The following is a 16,806-nucleotide window of genomic DNA, read 5'->3' as shown; positions in this document are numbered from 1 at the left end:
ACAACGCTGTTGCTACCGGCCGTAAAGCCTGAAGTACGCAGCTGCTATTTGCTGCGCTGCATCCACGCTGCGCCAAGCCCACTGAGGCAGATCACCAAAATCCCCACCAGGCTCAGGGTATCTGGCACCTGGCTGTACACCACGAAGCCAAGCAACCCGGCAAACACGATCTGGCAATAGCTGAACGGCGCCAGCAACGCCGGCGCTGCATGGCGGAAGGCCTGGGTCAGCAGCAGGTGCGCAGTCATGCCAAAGCCCCCCAGTGCCAGCATCAACAGGGCATGGTCCCAGCGCGGCACTTCCCAGAAGAACGGCACCAGCGCACTCATTGCCAAGGTGTTGCACAGCCCCGCATAGAAGTTGCTGGTGGTCGGGCTGTCATGCGCCGCCAGAATGCGCGTCAGCAACTGATAGAAGCAGAAGCCCAACGCCGAACCGAACGGATACAGAATGGCCGGGGTAAACATCGCCCCACCCGGGTGCACCACCACCAGCACGCCGATAAAGCCCATGACCACCGCCACCCACTGCCCCACTGTCACTCGCTCTTTGAGCAGCGGCGCCGACAGCGCGGTGACCAGCACCGGGGCAAGGAAGTTGACGGCCGTGGCCTCGGCCAGTGGCAGGTATTGCAAACCGGTCGTGAACAGCAGGCTGGTGCTCAGCAGGCTCAGGGCCCGCAGGGTCTGCAGTACCGGCCGACGTGTGCGCAATACATTGAGCCCAGACTTGGGCAGGAAGATACCGGCCATCAGCAGCGTGTGCACCACATAACGCGCCCACACCACCATGACTATCGGGTACAGGCCACCCAGGAATTTGGACAAGGCATCGTGGCTGGCAAACAGGAACGTCGCCACCACCACCAAAGCGATGCCGCGCAGGGGTTGGTTGACGCCGGACAGCGGTGTGCTGGAACTCATGGCTCTCTCGATGACGGCGCGGCAACATGCCCCGCCCAAGGAAGACCGCGCAGGCATTGCCTAGCGGATGTAACAGCTGGGATTCTAGAAGAGATGCCGCAGCATAAGGAAGTTCATTTGCCGCTTGCCCCGGCCAAGTGCAATTTCTGTTCGGTGATCGACCACTTTTCACCTTGTAAGCATGGCCCGTGCACTGTCGATCGCCGACCATCGACCGACCCCTGCCCACCCTACAAGGAATTTACATGCAAAGGCTCAGCACCCGCACCGGCCTGGACCTGCCCGCCATCGGCCTGGGCACCTGGCCAATGACCGGCAGTGAATGCACCCAGGCCGTGCGCCAGGCACTGGACGTGGGTTACCGGCATATCGACACTGCCACCGCCTACGAAAACGAAGCAGCCGTTGGCCAGGCGCTGCGCGACAGCGACGTGCCACGCGAGCAGATCCACCTGACCACGAAGGTCTGGTGGGACCGCCTGGAGCCCAACGCCATGCGTCAGTCGCTGGAAGACAGCCTGCGTGCGCTGGGTACCGAACAGGTCGACCTGTTCCACATCCACTGGCCAGGCAAAGACTGGGACCTGGCCCGCAGCATCGACACCTTGGTAGCCCTGCGTGACGAAGGCAAGGCGCGCCACATTGGCGTGGCCAACTTCCCGTTGGGGTTACTGCACCAGGTGGTGGAAACCCTGGGCGCGCCGTTGTCGGCGATCCAGGTGGAATACCATGTTCTGCTCAGCCAGCAACCGCTACTCGACTTCGCTCGCCGCCATGACCTATTGCTCACCGCCTACACCCCGCTGGCGCGCGGCCAGGCAGCGGCGCAGCCAGTGATCCAGGCGATTGCCCGCAAGCATGGCGTACTGCCCAGCCAGGTCGCGCTGAAATGGCTGCTGGACCAGGACGGCGTGGCGGCGATCCCCAAAGCCAGCAGCCGCGAAAATCAGCTGGCCAACCTGGCTGCGTTGACCGTGCAGCTGGATGACGAAGACCGCGCAGCCATTGCCGGGCTGCCGAAAGACCAGCGCGTGGTTAGCCCGCCGTTTGCCCCGGACTGGAACAGCTGAGGCCGCCGCGCAAGTCATTGTTCTTGCGTGATGACCTGCTTCAACCGCTCGCTCGCCGGTGCCGGCCGCCCGTAAAAGAAGCCCTGGAAGTGCGAACAGCCTTCCGCTGCGAGCCGGCGCATCTGCTCCTCCGACTCCACGCCTTCGGCCGTGGTCTTGATCATCAGGCTGTTGGACAGCTCGGTAATGGCGCGAATGATCGACATGGCCTCGCGGCTGTCGCACATGTCATGCACGAACGACTTGTCGATCTTGATCCGGTCGAACGGGAACGAACGCAGGTAACCCAACGATGAGTAGCCGGTACCAAAGTCATCCAGTGAAATGGACACGCCCAGGTCTTTCAGCGCGCGCAAGGTGCGCACGTTTTCCTCGCTGTTGCCCAGCAGTACCGACTCGGTAATTTCCAGCTCCAGCCGCTGCGGCGGCAGGCCCGAGTCGGCCAGCGCGAGGGCGACGGTATGCACCAGATCGCCGTTCTTGAACTGCACCGCCGACAGGTTGACCGACACCGTCTGCTCACTGTCCCAACTGGCCGCCTCCTGGCAGGCCAGATTCAGCGCACGGTTGCCCAGCTCGTGGATCAACCCGGTTTCTTCGGCAATGGGGATGAAGTCCATCGGCATGACCATGCCACGGGTCGGGTGTTCCCAGCGCAGCAGCGCCTCATAACCGGTAACGCTGCTGGTCTGATGATCGACTACCGGCTGGTAGTGCAGCTGCAACTGCCCCAGGTGCAGCGCTGTGCGCAGGTCGGTTTCCACCAGGCGGCGCTGACGGGCGGCAACGTCCAGTTCGACATCAAAGCATTCATAACGATTACGGCCGTTACGCTTGGCTTGGTACAGGGCCATGTCGGCGTAACCCAACAGTTGCTCTGCCTGGTCATTGTCATCAGGCGCGATGGCGATGCCGATGCTCACCCCCACCACGAACTGATGCCCTTCGATCTGGAATGGCGGGCTGATGGCCTTGATCAGGCGCTGCGCGGTATTACACGCGGCATCCCGCCCCTCCAGGCCCGTCAGCACCACGGCAAACTCGTCGCCCCCCAGGCGGGCCAAGGTGTCGTGCTCACGCAGTTCGCGGCGCAGACGCTTGCCCAACTCGCGTAGCAACTTGTCACCAAACGCATGGCCAAGGGAGTCGTTGATGTTCTTGAAGTTGTCCAGGTCCAGGCACAGGGCAGCCGTCAGCTTGGCGTTTTCGCTGCCGCGCAACAGGGCCTGGCGTAGCCGTTCGTGGAACAGCGTACGGTTGGGCAGCCCGGTGAGCGCGTCATGGTGCGCCATGTGATGGATCTGCGCATGGGCGGCCAGCTCTTCGGTGGCGTCTTCAGCCACGAACAACACGTAATCGGCCTGCCCCTCGCGGCTCTGGCTGAGCAGGGTACGGCTGCGCAGGGTGCGAGGGCCACGGGCGGTCTCGACGCGCGTTTCGGCGGCGTGTCCCTTGGTGCTGCGGGCACCCCGCACGAATTGCTGCTCCAGGTAGTCACCGGCAGCCGGCGCCAGGCATTCCTTGGGCAACTGGCCGATCATGCTGCGCTGCGGCCCGCCGAACAGGCGTTCGGCCTGCTGGTTGGCCAACAGGATGCGCTGACTTTCCAGGTCCTGGACGATGACGCTCGCGGGAATGTTGGCAATCACCGAATCGAGAAACTGCGAAAGCTTGGCCATTTCCTGGCTGTACTGCTCGGCCAGCTCTTTGGCCTGCAGCAGTTCGAGCTCCTGGCGGTGGCGTTCGGAAATGTCGCGGGTGACCTTGGCGTAACCCACCAGTTGCCCGGCATCGTCGTACACCGCTTCGATGACCACATGGGCGTGGAAGACCGTCCCATCCTTGCGCAGGCGTGCGCCCGTTTCTTCAAAGCGTCCGGTGCTGCGCGCCTGCTCCAGGTTTAACGCCGGCAACCCGGCTACGCGCTCGGCATCGGTGTAGAACAACGAGTAATGCTGGCCGACGATTTCCTCGGCACGGTACCCCTTGGCGCGCTGGGCGCCGGGGTTCCAGTTGGCGACGATACCTTCAGGGGTGAGCAGGTAGATGGCATAATCCACCACGCTCTGGATCAACAGCCGGTACATGATGTCGGGGTTTGCTGCGAGCGACATGAACTTTACCTGAACCTTCGAAGCGCATGAAAAGGGACCCCGGCAAGCGGCGGCCGGGTCTTGGAAAGCGATGGTGGCATTATGCCGCTCGCGAGCATTTTGTGAAGCACATCACAAAAATGGCACTATCCCTTATCCGCACCAACGAAAAGGCGCCCCCTCAATGGCGGGTGCCGGTCACCAGGAAATTGAGCAAGTCCGGCTCATCCCCCAAGGCGATAGCCTGCACCGGCCGCGGCAGGCTCGCCAGCACGGCATTGCAGAAAGCCACGGCGGGCAGATCCTGTGCGTAGCAACGCAGCAGCCAGTCACCCTCGCCACTCAGCAACTGCAACGCCACCGCTTGGCCGATGCCCTGGCGACGGTACTTCTTCAAAATAAACAGGTCGGCAAGTTCCTGCGCATCGATGCCAGGCAGTTCGCTGCGCTCGACCAGGACGAAGCCGGCGATGAATCCGTCCACCAGCACCAGATACGCGCCCCAGCCGTCGTCCTGCCAGTAGCGTTGCAGGTGCTCCTCGTGGATGTAGAAACGGCCATCCGCCTCGACGTCTTCCTGCTCCCAGTCGGAGGACTCGTAGCAATAGAACTGGTAGAGATTGCGGATCAGCGAAGCCTGGTCGAGGGTGGTTGGCAGCAGCGCGATGGGGAGCATGGTGTGGGAGGCCTGAACAAAAAGACGATTCTAGATCACCCACCCCTGGCAACAAAAAGCCCGGGACCTCCCCGCACGGAAAGCCCCAGGCAAAATCACAGTGACACAACCTTGAACTCAGCCCTCCTGCAACGCCCGCGGCCGATGGCTTCGCGCCTCGGCGTCAGGCGACTTGGCACCCTGTAAGCGGAAGTCGAATGACAACTCGGCAAAGCGCTCTGCTTGCACGCCGCGGTCGCGCGCCGCCGCCGCATCCTCGACAAAACGCAGTTCGCCGATCAGCCCGTCACGGGTGGCATAGGCAAAGTCGTCCCACAGGTACTTGTCGCCCGCAAAGTTGATCTGCGTAGTCAGGTGGCGGTGCCCCGGTGCCGAGATGAAGAAGTGCACGTGCGCCGGGCGCTGGCCATGGCGGCCGAGCAGGTCCAGGCATTCCTGGGTTGGCCCCTGCGGGTCGCAGCCATACCCCGACGGCACGATCGAGCGCGCGCGATAACGGCCCTCGGCATCGGTAATGATACGCCGACGCAGGTTGAACTCGGACTGTGTCGAATCGAAGTACGAATAGGTGCCCTGGGTGTTGGCGTGCCACAGGTCGACGGTGGCACCGGCCAACGGTTTGCCGTCGGCATCGAACACCTGGCCCTGAAGGAACATCACCACGCCTGGGTCAGTGCCGTCGTCCATGCGCACTTCGCCCTCTGCCAGCGGCGCCCCGGCAACGTACAACGGGCCTTCGATGGTGCGCGGGGTGCCGCCGCCAAGGCCGGCTTCGGCATCCTTGGCATCCTGCAGCAGGTCGAGGAAGTGCTCGATGCCCAGGCCAGCAGCCAGCAGGCCTGCCTCGTTACGGCCGCCCAGGCGGTTGAGGTAGTCCACGGCGTGCCAGAACTCGTCCTCGGTGATGTCCAGGTCTTCGACCAGGCGAGCGGTGTCTTGCAGCACACGCAGAATGATCTGCTTGAAGCGCGGGTTTCCTTCGGCATGGTCCAGGCCAGCCACCCGGTTGAAGAAGGCTTGAATGTCGGCAGTGTGGGAAATTTTCACGGTCATCGTGCTTACCTCGTATTGTTCTTGTCAGGCATACAGGTGCGAATCAGCGATCGTCGCTGTGAATAGACGAGGGATGCCGACACAGGCCGTCGACCTCGATGTCCATGTACGGGAACAGCGGCAGCTGCATCAGCGTGTCATGCAACGTCTCGACGCTGGGCACATCGAACACGCTGTAGTTGGCGTAATGCCCGGCAATGCGCCACAGGTGGCGCCAGGTGCCTTCGCGCTGCAGGCGCTGGGCCAGTTCCTTTTCATCGGCCTTGAGCTGGGCGGCCTTGGCCGGGTCCATGTCGACCGGCAGCTTCACGGTCATCTTCACGTGGAACAACATGGTTATCTCCTTGCTTGTCAGCGACGAGCGAAGCGCGCCAGGCGCTGTTCGTCCAACGTCAGGCCCAGGCCTGGGGTATGGGGGATGTGCAGCTGGAAGTCGCGGTATTGCGGCGGCTCGTTGACGATCTCCTCGGTCAGCAGCAGCGGCCCGAACAGCTCTGTACCCCAGGTGAGCTGGCGCAGGGTGAGGAATGCGTGGGCCGAAGCCAGGGTGCCGATCGAACCTTCGAGCATGGTGCCGCCGTACAAGGCAATGCCAGCGGCCTCGGCGATCTGTGCAGTGCGCAGCACCGCGCGCGGGCCACCATTCTTGGCGATTTTCAGGGCGAAGATGCTGGCGGCGCCGTCGGCGGCCAGGCTGAAGGCGTCCTCGACGCTTTCGATCGACTCATCGGCCATGATCGGTGCCGGGCTGCGCTGGTTCAGGCGCACCTGGCCACCGCGGTTGATGCGCGAGATCGGCTGCTCGATCAGGTCGATGCCGTTGTCGCCCAATACCTGGCAGGCGCGGAGGGCCTGGGACTCGTCCCAGTACTGATTGACGTCGACCCGCACGCTGGCGCTGTCACCCAGCTCGCGCTTGATCGCGACCACGTGCTTGAGGTCCTGCGCCACCGGGTTGGCGCCGATTTTCAGCTTGAACACCCGGTGCCGGCGAATGTCCAGCATGTGCTGGGCTTCGGCGATGTCGCGGGCGGTGTCGCCGCTGGCCAGGGTCCAGGCCACCTCCAGGCTGTCACGCACGCGGCCCCCCAGCAGTTCGCTGACCGGCAGGCCCAGGCGTTTGCCCTGGGCGTCGAGCAAGGCGCTTTCGATGCCGGACTTGGCGAAGGTGTTGCCCTTGGCCAGCTTGTCCAGCTTGAGCATGGCGGCATTGATGTTGTCTGCCGGTAGGCCGATCAGCGCCGGGGCGAGGTACGCGTCGATATTGGCCTTGATGCCTTCGGGGCTTTCGTAGCCATACGCCAGGCCACCGATGGTGGTGGCTTCACCGATGCCTTCCACGCCATCACTGCAGCGCAGTCGCAATACCACCAGGGTCTGCTGCTGCATGGTGTGCATCGCCAGCTTGTGCGGGCGAATGGTCGGAAGATCGACGATAATTGCATCTATGTGTTCAATCAGCGCGCTTGTCATTGTTGCCAGGTCCCGTCAGGTCGGGCTTACAGTCGTAGGCCCGAGTGATGCGTTTACTTGATAGTTGAAGGATTGCGCGAGACCCTGACGACCGTCCAATATCAAATGAATCTCCCACCATACCCTGGAGGTCTGATGGAGCTGCGCCACCTGCGTTACTTCAAAGTCTTGGCCGAGACCCTGAACTTCACCCGCGCCGCCGAGCTGCTGCACATCGCCCAGCCACCCCTGAGCCGGCAGATCAGCCAACTTGAGGACCAGCTCGGCACCCTGCTGGTGGTGCGCGAACGTCCGCTGCGGCTGACCGAGGCCGGCCGTTTCTTCTACGAACAGACCTGCACCGTGCTGCAGCAGTTGCAGAACATCAGCGACAACACCCGCCGCATCGGCCAGGGCCAGCGCCAGTGGCTGGGCATCGGTTTTGCGCCCTCGACGCTGTACACCGTGCTGCCGGAGCTGATCCGCGAACTTCGCCAGGACAGCGAGCTGGAACTGGGCCTGAACGAGATGACCACACTGCAACAGGTGGAGGCGCTGAAAAGCGGGCGTATCGACATTGGCTTCGGCCGCATTCGCATCGACGACCCGGTGATTCACCAGCAGGTGCTGTGCGAGGACCCACTGGTGGCCGTGCTGCCCAAGGGCCACCCCCTGGCGGGCAGCCCGCTCAGTCTGGCCCAGCTGGCTGGCGAAGCGTTCATCCTCTACCCGGCCAATCCCCGGCCCAGCTATGCCGACCACGTGCTGGCGCTGTTCGCCCACCACGGCATGAGCATTCGTGTCAGCCAGTGGGCCAACGAACTGCAGACCGCCATCGGCCTGGTAGCGGTTGGCGTCGGTGTGACCCTGGTGCCAGCATCGGTACAGCAGCAGCACCGTCCCGATATCGAGTATGTCGGCCTGCTTGATAGCGGCGCCGTCAGCCCCATCATCCTCAGCCGGCGCAAGGGTGATGTAAGCCCGATCGTGAAGCGGTGCCTGGCGTTGATCGAGCAACAGGCACTCTGAACACACCATGCACCTTGTGGGGAGCGGGCGCGCCGGCGAATACGGGCAAAGCCCGTGCTATGCACCGGTTCTCCTGCTTCGCGGGCAGGCCCCACAGGGACTCTATAGCCCTGCCCCATTGCCTATGCGTGCCCCGTATACCCATCGGTATATGGATGTTCCCGATGATCTGTTTCATGCTCCGGCACGCGAATCGCGAAACGCCCGGGCTCAAGACAGTCAATCAAAAATCATCGGGAGTCGAACATGGCTGGACGTCTTAACGGCAAGGTGGCGCTGATCACTGGCGGTGCGGGTGGCTGCGGGCTGGCCGCATCGGAGCTGTTCGCGGCAGAAGGGGCAAGGGTAGGCATTGTCGACCTGCCCGGCAGCAAGGGCGCCGAAGTTGCAAGGCGATTGCGTGATGCAGGTTACCAGGCCATCTTCGCCGCCGCCGATGTCTCGGACGCACAACAAGTGAAGGCCGCGGTGGCGGCCGTAGAAGAGGCATTCGGCCACATCACCGTGCTGATGAACCACGCGGGCATCCTGTCGGCCATGCCCTTCCTGGAAACCAGTGAAGAAGAATGGGACCGGATCATGGCCGTGAACGTGAAGAGCATGTTCCTGGTCACCGGCGCGGTGTTGCCGGGCATGCTCGCGGCCGGCGGCGGCAGTATCGTCTGCACTTCATCCATCTCGGCAGTGGTGGGCATGCCGATGGAGGTGCTGTATTGCACCAGCAAGGGTGCCACCCATATGTTCGCCCGGGCTATCGCTGTGGAGTTTCGCGACCGAGGCATTCGCGCCAATGCCATCTGCCCGGGCTTCATCGCCACCGCCCACGGCCTGCGCGAGATCGATATGTTGCGCAAACATGGCGTGGACGTCAGCGAACAGGCCATCGCTGCCGCCCAGGGGCGCTTGTGCCAACCCTCGGAAGTCGCCAGCGCAGCCTTGTTCCTGGCCAGTGACGACGCCAGTTTCGTAAACGGTGCGCACCTGTTTGCCGACAATGGCTACACCGCCCTCTGATTACAAGAACAACCGGCAGGAGAACGATGTGAGCACCTCTTCCAACAACATGCATATAAACGAATTCGGCCTTGAACACGCGCACTGGCGCAACTGGGCCGGTAACCAGTCCTGCATCCGTACAGCACGCGGAGCACCGGCCAGCGAGGACGAACTGTGCTCAATGGTCAGCCAGGCCAGCAGCAATGGCATGAACGTGCGCGTGGCCGGCTCGGGGCATTCCTTCACCCCGGTGGCACTGACCAATGGCCTGCACCTGACCCTGGCCAACATGAGCGGCGTACGCCATATCGACCACGAGAGGAAGCGCGTCACCGCTGCCGCCGGCACCACCATCAATGCCTTGGGCAAGACATTGCGTGCCGCCGGGTTATCAATGGTCAACCAGGGCGACATCGACAGCCAGTCGATTGCAGGCGCATTGACTACCGGTACCCACGGCACCGGTCTGACCCTCGGCAACCTGGCCTCGTCGATTGTCGGCATGAAGCTGGTGCAACCCAATGGCGAAATACTCGTGGTCGACGAAAGCACCCCTGACCTGCTACAAGCGGGTCGGGTGTCGCTGGGCGTACTGGGCATTGTTTCCGAACTGACCTTGCAGGTGACCGACAGCTTCAACCTGCACGAGCGCATCTGGCGCGAAGACTTCGAAAGCGTGATGGAAAAGCACGACGAACTGGCACGCAAACACCGCCACTTCAGCTTCTTCTGGTGCCCCTACGAGCAAAGCCGGCATTGCTATTGCCTACCCGATACCGCCGCCACCTCTACAAGCGGGCGCACCACCGATGTCTGCGAAGTGAAGGTCATGGACATCACCGGCCACCCGATCTGGGAAAGCGAGTTCGAGAAAGTGGCCTACAGCTCGGATGTGTACCCGATCGAGTACCTGCCCAACTTTCACGAGCTGGAATACGCTGTGCCGTTGCGCCACAGCAAGGAAGCGTTGCGGGCCGTGCGCAAGCTGATGCTGGAGGACTTCCCCAAGGCCATCTACCCCATCGAGTACCGCTTTACTGCCGGTGACGGGGCGTGGATGAGCCCATTCTTCGAGCAGGACAGCGTGACCATTTCGGTGTCCGGCCAGCCGGGTACCGACTATTGGGACTATCTGCGGGCGGTGGATCAGATCCTGCGTTCCTATGGCGCCAGACCGCACTGGGGCAAGCTGCATTTCCTGACGGGTGAAGATGTGAGTGCAATATACCCGCGTGCCGAGGACTTCCGTAAGCTGCGCCGCCAGCTCGATCCGCAAGGGATCTACCTCAGCGAGCACCTGAGTCCGCTGTTCAGGTGACCTGTACCTGATACAGCAAGGGGCTGCTTTGCAGCCCCTTGCTGTATCAGCCCTTGGCCAGATAATCGATAAACAGGCGAAACAGTTCGGCGTTGGATGAAATTTCCAGGCGCTGATAGATGTTGTGCTTGTGCACCTTTACCGTCCCATCGGAAATATTCAGCTGCCGCGCAATCGACGCATTGCTGTGCCCCTGTAACAACAACTTGGCGATAAGGCGCTGGGTTTCAGTCAGTTGCCCTTGCAAGATCTCTACGAAGGCGTCCTCCAGCACCACCCCCTCTGGTGCTGCGCGCAGGATATCAGCGTAACGCAATCGACAGTGCTGACCAAAAACCGAAGCCAGCAGCGGCGACATTGCAGCCAACAGGTCCATTTCTCCTGCACCGAAATCCCCGCTGCCGTGGTTGCGCATCAGCGAATAGACGATCGCCAACCGGGGCCGAAGGGGAATGATGAAGCCCACCTCATCCACCGCCGTCCCATAGTCGGACGACACGCAGGGGTGGATGTCCTTGGAAATGGCAAACCCTGAAGAGAAGAAGCAGTCAGGTGCCAGTTCGCTCATGCGCCATAGCCCGGATGGGTGCTCGTTGACGCAAGCAACGTAGAACGGGTCAAGCAGGTAGCCGCCGCGCACGTAGGCGTTCAACGTACGCTCCGTGACCGTACGGTTGTACCCGTTATGCACCAGCAGTGCTGGTTGATTGAACTGGAACAGGTAGGCGCAACTCATGTCGAACGTCAGCTTGCTGCGCAGCCACGCATCCAGCGCCGGTCCCAGCTGTTCGCTGCCGATCGCCTCGATCACCGCTGCCAACTCGTTTGCCTCATCTTTTGTCATTGCTCACCACACGCTCATGCACCAAAGGCCTGCATGACCTTACCGCCTTGATCGGTTAAAAACACAAAATCCGGAGCGCCCAGGACGCTCCGGATCATGCGCATGACGCTTTTGCTCAGGACGGCTCGGCCACCCCCTTGCAGACACCTGCGGCAGCGTCCTGACGCCCCAACTCCTGCGCCTTGGGCACCGCCAGCCAACTGGCCAGCAGCATGGCGATCAGGCCGCCACTGAGTTTGCCTATCATTAACGGCAGTATCAGCGAGGGCTGGAAGTTGGCGGAGAAGGCCATGTGGTCGCCAAAGGTGAACGCGGCGCACACAGAGAAAGCGATCACCAATACCTTGTCCTTGGGCGGCATTTCGCTGACCAAGCGAAACATGGCCAGGATATTCGCCGAGGCCGCCAATACCCCGGCCGCACCGACACCAGACATGCCAAAGCGCGAGGCCACCCGTTCGATTGGCCGCGCCAGGAAGCGCTTGAGCAAGTGCACCATGGGGAACGCCCCGCACAGCATCAGGCCGATGTAGCCAGCAATTTCCAAGGCGCGAAACTGATCATCGGCATCGGCGATGATCGGCGCAAAACCCCAGCTGCCGAACAGGTGGCTGAACAGGCCGGTGAAGTACTGCACGATGGACGCTACCAGCACCAGAACCACGGCGATGTACATGAACTGGCCGAGCTTGAGGAACAGGTACACCATCAGTGTGGGGAAGTAGCGCAATGCTGCTGCCAGGGCAATGCAAAACAGGATCAACGGCATCAGGTTGCGCAGCAGCATTGCCCAGGTGAAGTGCAGTGCCTGGGTAGCGGCGCCAGTGGTAGCGATGTCCGGACGCACGCTCAGGCCAAGCGCCTGCATGGTCATGGCAATGATCATGATGCTCAGCGGAATGGTCAGCAGCCCGGCCATGATCCCCAGTGCCATGTACTTGTGGTCGGCCTTGCGCAGCATGGCCAACCCGACCGGAATGACGAAGATGATGGTGGCGCCGCACTGAAAGCCGGTGATCAGGCCGAGGATCCAGCCTTCCTGGCTTTGCGCCAGCGCTTTGGCTAACTGGTAGCCGCCCATGTCCGAGGCGATGAAGATGGGACCGGCGATGCCAGGGTCGGCCCCGATGGCCTGGAACAGTGGCGCGATCACATGACTGATACCTGCTGAAATGTACGGGATCGCCGCCATGATGCCGGCTACCGGGATAAAGATGGGGCCGATGCTGTGCAGGCCGGCGATGAACTCCTGGCCCAGTTCGCCTTCGGGGTTGTAGATGGATGCCACGGCACCCAGTACCGCGCACACCATGATGACGTAGATGACATAGGTGCCGATGCTTTCCATTTGCCGCCTCATTTTTAGAGTTTTGGGTTGGCAGGACTGAAATGTAACGGGGCATCGTTGTTGTTATGGCTTGAGCATAGCGCGCCCCGTCGAGGGTTAAGCTATGCGGCAAGGTGCAGGGCTGTCCATATACCGGGAGGTATAGAAAATTGATCACCGCGTTACGCTATGGATTTCCAGCTGATCACCGCGTAACCAGTCGATAAACCGTGCAAACAACTCCGATTGCGAGTTGATCCCGAGCTTCATGTACAGGTTCTTGCGGTGCATGCGCACGGTCTCCGGCGAGATACCCAGCTCCTGCGCAGTAGATTTCACCGAGTGCCCGCGCAGGATCATGTGCGCCACTTCCCGCTCGCGGTCGGTCAGCACCTGGCAGCCAAAGCTGTCGAACGCTGCCTGCAGGCTGCCGCGCTCGGTTGATGCAGCGCCCGGTTCCAGGTTGTGCCGGGCATAGCGCCCCAGCAGTTCGCGCACCATCGGCTCCAGCGCACGCAACAGGTCGACCTGCCCGGCATTCAGGCGCGTGCCGCTGCAGCCCTGGAACAGGCTCAGCGACAGCTTGCGGCCTGCGCTGAGGTCGACGATGTAGTAGCTGTCTTCACTGCAACCTGTACCCAGGTAATAAGCCTTGTAGTAGTCGCTGTCGAAGAAGTTGTCGGGGGCGATTTCCTGCAGGTGGTAGAAGCCTTCGGCCAGGCCGCTTTGCACGGCAAGGCAGAAAGGGTCCAGCAGGTAGCCGGCGCTGAAATAGCGCTCCAGCACGGCAGCCCGGTGCAGTTCAGGAATGCCTTGCTGGTACAGCAACTGCGGTGCCCGCCCCTGGCACTCAAGGCTGATCATCATCGACTCCACCTGCACCAACTGGCCGATGGCAGCGGCCACATACTCCAGCGCCTCGGGGGTTTCGCCATGGGCCAGGGCGCGCTGCAATGCCACGTGCCACTGCTGCAGCGCGCCCATTGTGAGGGTAAGCGGGGTATCGGGGGAGGCTTGGGTCATGCCCGGCAGTCTAGCCTGCCAGGCACGCCCGCGCACAGCCCTTTGCGCCAGGTTCATCGGCCTTGGTACAGGCCAAGCGCCGTGAGTTCACGCGCGGTTTCGAGGATACACTGGCGCAGGGTCTCGACGATCTCGTCCACCTGCGCATGGGTGATGATCAACGGTGGCGACATCACGTTCAGGTGCATGATCGGGCGCACCAGCAACCCTTTTTCCTGCGCCTTGCTGTGGATGCGTTCGCCGATGTTCACCTCATCGGCGAACAGTGCCTTGCTGGCCTTGTTGGCGACGAACTCGACACAGGCCATCAGCTTCATGCAGCGCACATCCCCCACCAGCGGCAGATCGCGCAGGCTCTGCAAGCGTTGCTCAAGGTAACCCCCCACATCGTTGACATGATCGAGCAGTTGCTCGCGCTCGATGATCTCGATGTTCTTCAGCGCCGCCGTGCAGCACACCGGGTGGCCGCTGTAGGTAAACCCGTGGGTAAAGCAACGACCCTTGCCTGGCTCGGCAATCACTTGCCAGATGCGCTCGGAAAAAATACACGCGCCCAGCGGCAGGTACGCCGAGGTCAGGCCTTTGGCGGTGGTGATGATGTCTGGGGTGACGCCAAACAGTTCCTCGCTGGCGAAGAAGGTGCCCAGGCGCCCGAACGAGGTCACCACTTCGTCGGCGACGAACAGGATGTCGTAGGTCTGGCACAGCTGCCACATGCGCTGGAAGTAGCCCTCGGGCGGAATGATCACCCCGCCCGAGCCCATGATCGGCTCGGCGAAGAACGCCGCCACGTTGTCGGCACCCAGCGACAGGATCTTGTCCTCGAACTCGGCCACCAGGTAGTCGAGGAATTCGGCCTCGTCCATGTCGTGCGGGGCACGGTACGGGTTGGGGTTGGAGACGTGGTGGATCAGGTCGTGGTGATAGTCGAACTCCGGCACCCGGTCGGCGGCCTTGTTGCCGATCGACATGGTCAGGGTGGTGGAGCCGTGGTAGGCGTTGTAGCGGGCGATGATGTGCTTCTTGTGTGGCTTGCCGCGGCAGTTCTGGTAGTACTGGATCAGCCGGTAGGCGGTGTCGACAGCGGTCGAGCCGCCGGTAGTGAGGAACACATGGTTCAAGTCGCCCGGCGCCAGCTGCGCAAGCTTCTGGCACAGTTCGATGGCCACGTCGTTGGCCATGTCGGAGAACGGGTTGGAATACGCCAGCTGGCGCACCTGGTCTGCGATGGCCAGGGCCATTTCCTCGCGGCCCAGGCCGATGTTGGTGCACCACATGCCGCCGACGGCATCGAGGAAGCGGTTGCCGTGGGTGTCACGAATGTAGGCGCCCTCGCCGGCGACGATGTTCAGCGCGCCTTGCTCGCGGTGCTCGTCGAACACATGGTAGCCGTGCATGTAGTGGGCCTTGTCGGCCTCCACCAGCGGGTCGTGGGCGATAGCGAATGCTGTGCTTGGGGTGGCCATGGGCAGCTCCTTGGCGAGAATGTTTGGGCAGTGTTCAGAAACCGGTCTTGACCGTGCTCCAGACCCGGGTGATGGCGCGCATGTCCTTGGGGCTCTGGGTTTTCTGCGCGAACAGGCGCTCACGGGTTTGTGCGTCGGGGTAGATGGCCGGGTCCTGGCGGATGTCGTCACGCACCAGCGCGGTGGCGGCGGCGTTGCTGTTGGCGTAGTGGATGTAGTCAGTGACCTTGGCCATGGTCTGCGGCTGCAGCAGAAACTCGATGAAGCGGTGGGCGTTGGCCGCGTGCGGCGCATCCTTGGGGATGTACAGGTTGTCGAACCAGATCAGCGAACCTTCCTGGGGGATGAAGAACGACAGTTTGATGTCCTTCTTCGCTTCCACCGCGCGGGCCTGGGCGGTGGCGTAGTCACCGGACCAGGTCAGCGCCAGGCAGACATCGCCGTTGGGCAGGCTGGTGAGGTAGTTGACCGAGTCGAACTTGCGAATGTAGGGGCGGATGCCCAGCAGCAGTTGCTCGGCCGCCTTGAGGTCGGCAGGCGACGCGCTGCGTGGGTCCTTGCCCAGGTACTGCAGGGCCAGCGGAATGACCTCGGTGGGCGCGTCCATCAGGGTGACGCCGCAGTCGGCGAAGCGCGAGACGATCTTGGGGTCGAACAGCATGGCCAGCGAACCGATCGGCGCGTCGGGCATGCGCGCGGTGATCTTGTCGACGTTGTAGGTGACCCCCGAGCTGCCCCAGGTATAGGGCGCCGAGTACTTCAGGCCAGGGTCGTAGCCCTGCAGGTTGTTGACCACCTGCTGATCGAGGTTTTGCCAGCTAGGCAGTTGCTGCTTGTCCAGTGCCTGGAACACGCCGGCGCTGATCAGCGGGGGGACCAGCGAGGCGTTGAGCATGACCAGGTCGTAGCCGGAACGGCCGGTGAGCAGTTTGGTCTGCACGGTTTCGTAGCCATCAAAGGTGTCGTAGATGACCTTGATGCCGGTGGCCTTCTCGAAGTCGGCCAGGGTGGTTTCACCGATGTAGTCGGTCCAGTTGTACAACCGTAACGTGTTACCACTGTCCACCTCTGCCGCCTGGGCCAGGCTGGCGCCAGACGCCAGCAGCAGACCGCCAATCACCTTCAGTACCTTGCGCATGGCAACTCCATCGTGTGAGTGCTCCGGATCGAGCCGATGGGTTCACTATCGGTGGATTCGTCCAGGGGTGACATACCCCGAATGTGTGGGTGGTCGTTTTTTGGCAGGTGGCGCTGGAAGGTTTGCAGAACATCGTATGCTGACAAAATGTTGGGGCTGCTTTGCAGCCCTTTCGCGACACAAGGCCGCTCCCACAAGGACGGCGCAGCCTTCGAAGCTGGCGGTAATCCTGTGGGAGGACGGCGCAGACTTCGAAGCTGGTGGTAATCCTGTGGGAGGACGGCGCAGCCTTCGAAGCTGGTAGTAATCCTGTGGGAGGACGGCGCAGCCTTCGAAGCTGGCGGTAATCCTGTGGGAGGACGGCGCAGCCTTCGAAGCTGGCGGTAATCCTGTGGGAG

Annotated in this window: 15 protein-coding genes; 4 read left to right on the top strand and 11 right to left on the bottom strand. The window is 62.2% G+C overall.

The features are described from left to right. Positions 1–44 precede the first annotated feature (44 nt). Positions 45–923, bottom strand: a complete 879-nt coding sequence (locus tag ACTJJN_RS22320; protein ID WP_003256106.1) for a DMT family transporter — start codon at positions 921–923, stop codon at positions 45–47. A 245-nt stretch (positions 924–1,168) separates the two neighbouring features. Between ACTJJN_RS22320 and ACTJJN_RS22315 the strand changes: the two genes are divergently transcribed. Next, positions 1,169–1,993, top strand: a complete 825-nt coding sequence (locus ACTJJN_RS22315; protein WP_088512324.1) for an aldo/keto reductase — start codon at positions 1,169–1,171, stop codon at positions 1,991–1,993. Between the two features lie 14 nt (positions 1,994–2,007). Here the strand turns inward: ACTJJN_RS22315 and ACTJJN_RS22310 are convergent, their stop codons facing one another. The 5 genes from ACTJJN_RS22310 to ACTJJN_RS22290 form a co-directional block, all read right to left on the bottom strand. Then, a complete protein-coding gene (locus tag ACTJJN_RS22310) occupies positions 2,008–4,107 on the bottom strand; it encodes a putative bifunctional diguanylate cyclase/phosphodiesterase (RefSeq protein ID WP_440781618.1) in 2,100 nt (699 codons plus the stop codon). A gap of 160 nt (positions 4,108–4,267) precedes the next feature. Beyond that, positions 4,268–4,762 (bottom strand): GNAT family N-acetyltransferase, encoded by a 495-nt coding sequence (locus ACTJJN_RS22305; RefSeq protein WP_060546040.1) that lies wholly within the window; start codon positions 4,760–4,762, stop codon positions 4,268–4,270. A 117-nt stretch (positions 4,763–4,879) separates the two neighbouring features. Then, entirely contained in the window at positions 4,880–5,815 is a 936-nt protein-coding gene (gene catA / locus ACTJJN_RS22300) for a catechol 1,2-dioxygenase (RefSeq protein ID WP_003256110.1), read from the bottom strand. 43 nt (positions 5,816–5,858) lie between these two features. Continuing rightward, positions 5,859–6,149, bottom strand: a complete 291-nt coding sequence (gene catC, locus ACTJJN_RS22295) for a muconolactone Delta-isomerase (protein WP_088512326.1) — start codon at positions 6,147–6,149, stop codon at positions 5,859–5,861. 17 nt (positions 6,150–6,166) lie between these two features. Then, a complete protein-coding gene (locus tag ACTJJN_RS22290; RefSeq protein ID WP_003256112.1) occupies positions 6,167–7,288 on the bottom strand; it encodes a muconate cycloisomerase family protein in 1,122 nt (373 codons plus the stop codon). Positions 7,289–7,423: 135 nt separating this feature from the next. On the opposite strand from ACTJJN_RS22290, the gene catR reads away from it, so the two are divergent. The 3 genes from catR (at position 7,424) to ACTJJN_RS22275 (ending at position 10,610) form a co-directional block, all read left to right on the top strand. After that, the gene (gene catR / locus ACTJJN_RS22285) at positions 7,424–8,296 is read left to right on the top strand and encodes an HTH-type transcriptional regulator CatR (RefSeq protein WP_014860020.1); all 873 of its coding nucleotides are present in this window, start codon (positions 7,424–7,426) and stop codon (positions 8,294–8,296) included. A 246-nt stretch (positions 8,297–8,542) separates the two neighbouring features. Continuing rightward, positions 8,543–9,310: an SDR family NAD(P)-dependent oxidoreductase gene (locus ACTJJN_RS22280; RefSeq protein ID WP_440781616.1), complete on the top strand. Its 768-nt coding sequence runs from the start codon at positions 8,543–8,545 to the stop codon at positions 9,308–9,310. A 28-nt stretch (positions 9,311–9,338) separates the two neighbouring features. Then, positions 9,339–10,610, top strand: a complete 1,272-nt coding sequence (locus ACTJJN_RS22275; protein ID WP_017148266.1) for a D-arabinono-1,4-lactone oxidase — start codon at positions 9,339–9,341, stop codon at positions 10,608–10,610. Positions 10,611–10,656: 46 nt separating this feature from the next. Here the strand turns inward: ACTJJN_RS22275 and ACTJJN_RS22270 are convergent, their stop codons facing one another. The 5 genes from ACTJJN_RS22270 to ACTJJN_RS22250 form a co-directional block, all read right to left on the bottom strand. Beyond that, positions 10,657–11,454 carry a helix-turn-helix transcriptional regulator gene (locus ACTJJN_RS22270; RefSeq protein ID WP_004577507.1) on the bottom strand — a complete coding sequence of 266 codons (798 nt, stop codon included), beginning with the start codon at positions 11,452–11,454 and terminating at the stop codon, positions 10,657–10,659. Positions 11,455–11,569: 115 nt separating this feature from the next. Beyond that, positions 11,570–12,802, bottom strand: a complete 1,233-nt coding sequence (eutH, locus tag ACTJJN_RS22265; RefSeq protein WP_004577508.1) for an ethanolamine utilization protein EutH — start codon at positions 12,800–12,802, stop codon at positions 11,570–11,572. Positions 12,803–12,955: 153 nt separating this feature from the next. Beyond that, entirely contained in the window at positions 12,956–13,804 is an 849-nt protein-coding gene (locus ACTJJN_RS22260; RefSeq protein WP_080580376.1) for a helix-turn-helix domain-containing protein, read from the bottom strand. 53 nt (positions 13,805–13,857) lie between these two features. Continuing rightward, positions 13,858–15,270 carry an aminotransferase gene (locus tag ACTJJN_RS22255; RefSeq protein ID WP_012051980.1) on the bottom strand — a complete coding sequence of 471 codons (1,413 nt, stop codon included), beginning with the start codon at positions 15,268–15,270 and terminating at the stop codon, positions 13,858–13,860. Positions 15,271–15,304: 34 nt separating this feature from the next. Next, positions 15,305–16,408: a polyamine ABC transporter substrate-binding protein gene (locus ACTJJN_RS22250; RefSeq protein WP_003256117.1), complete on the bottom strand. Its 1,104-nt coding sequence runs from the start codon at positions 16,406–16,408 to the stop codon at positions 15,305–15,307. Between the last annotated feature and the right edge of the window lie 398 nt (positions 16,409–16,806).

Source organism: Pseudomonas sp. 22515, assembly GCF_052044625.1.
Lineage (GTDB): Bacteria > Pseudomonadota > Gammaproteobacteria > Pseudomonadales > Pseudomonadaceae > Aquipseudomonas > Aquipseudomonas alloputida.
The sequence above is the reverse complement of the archived record's forward strand: the minus strand, read 5'-3'. Positions and strand labels throughout refer to the sequence as shown.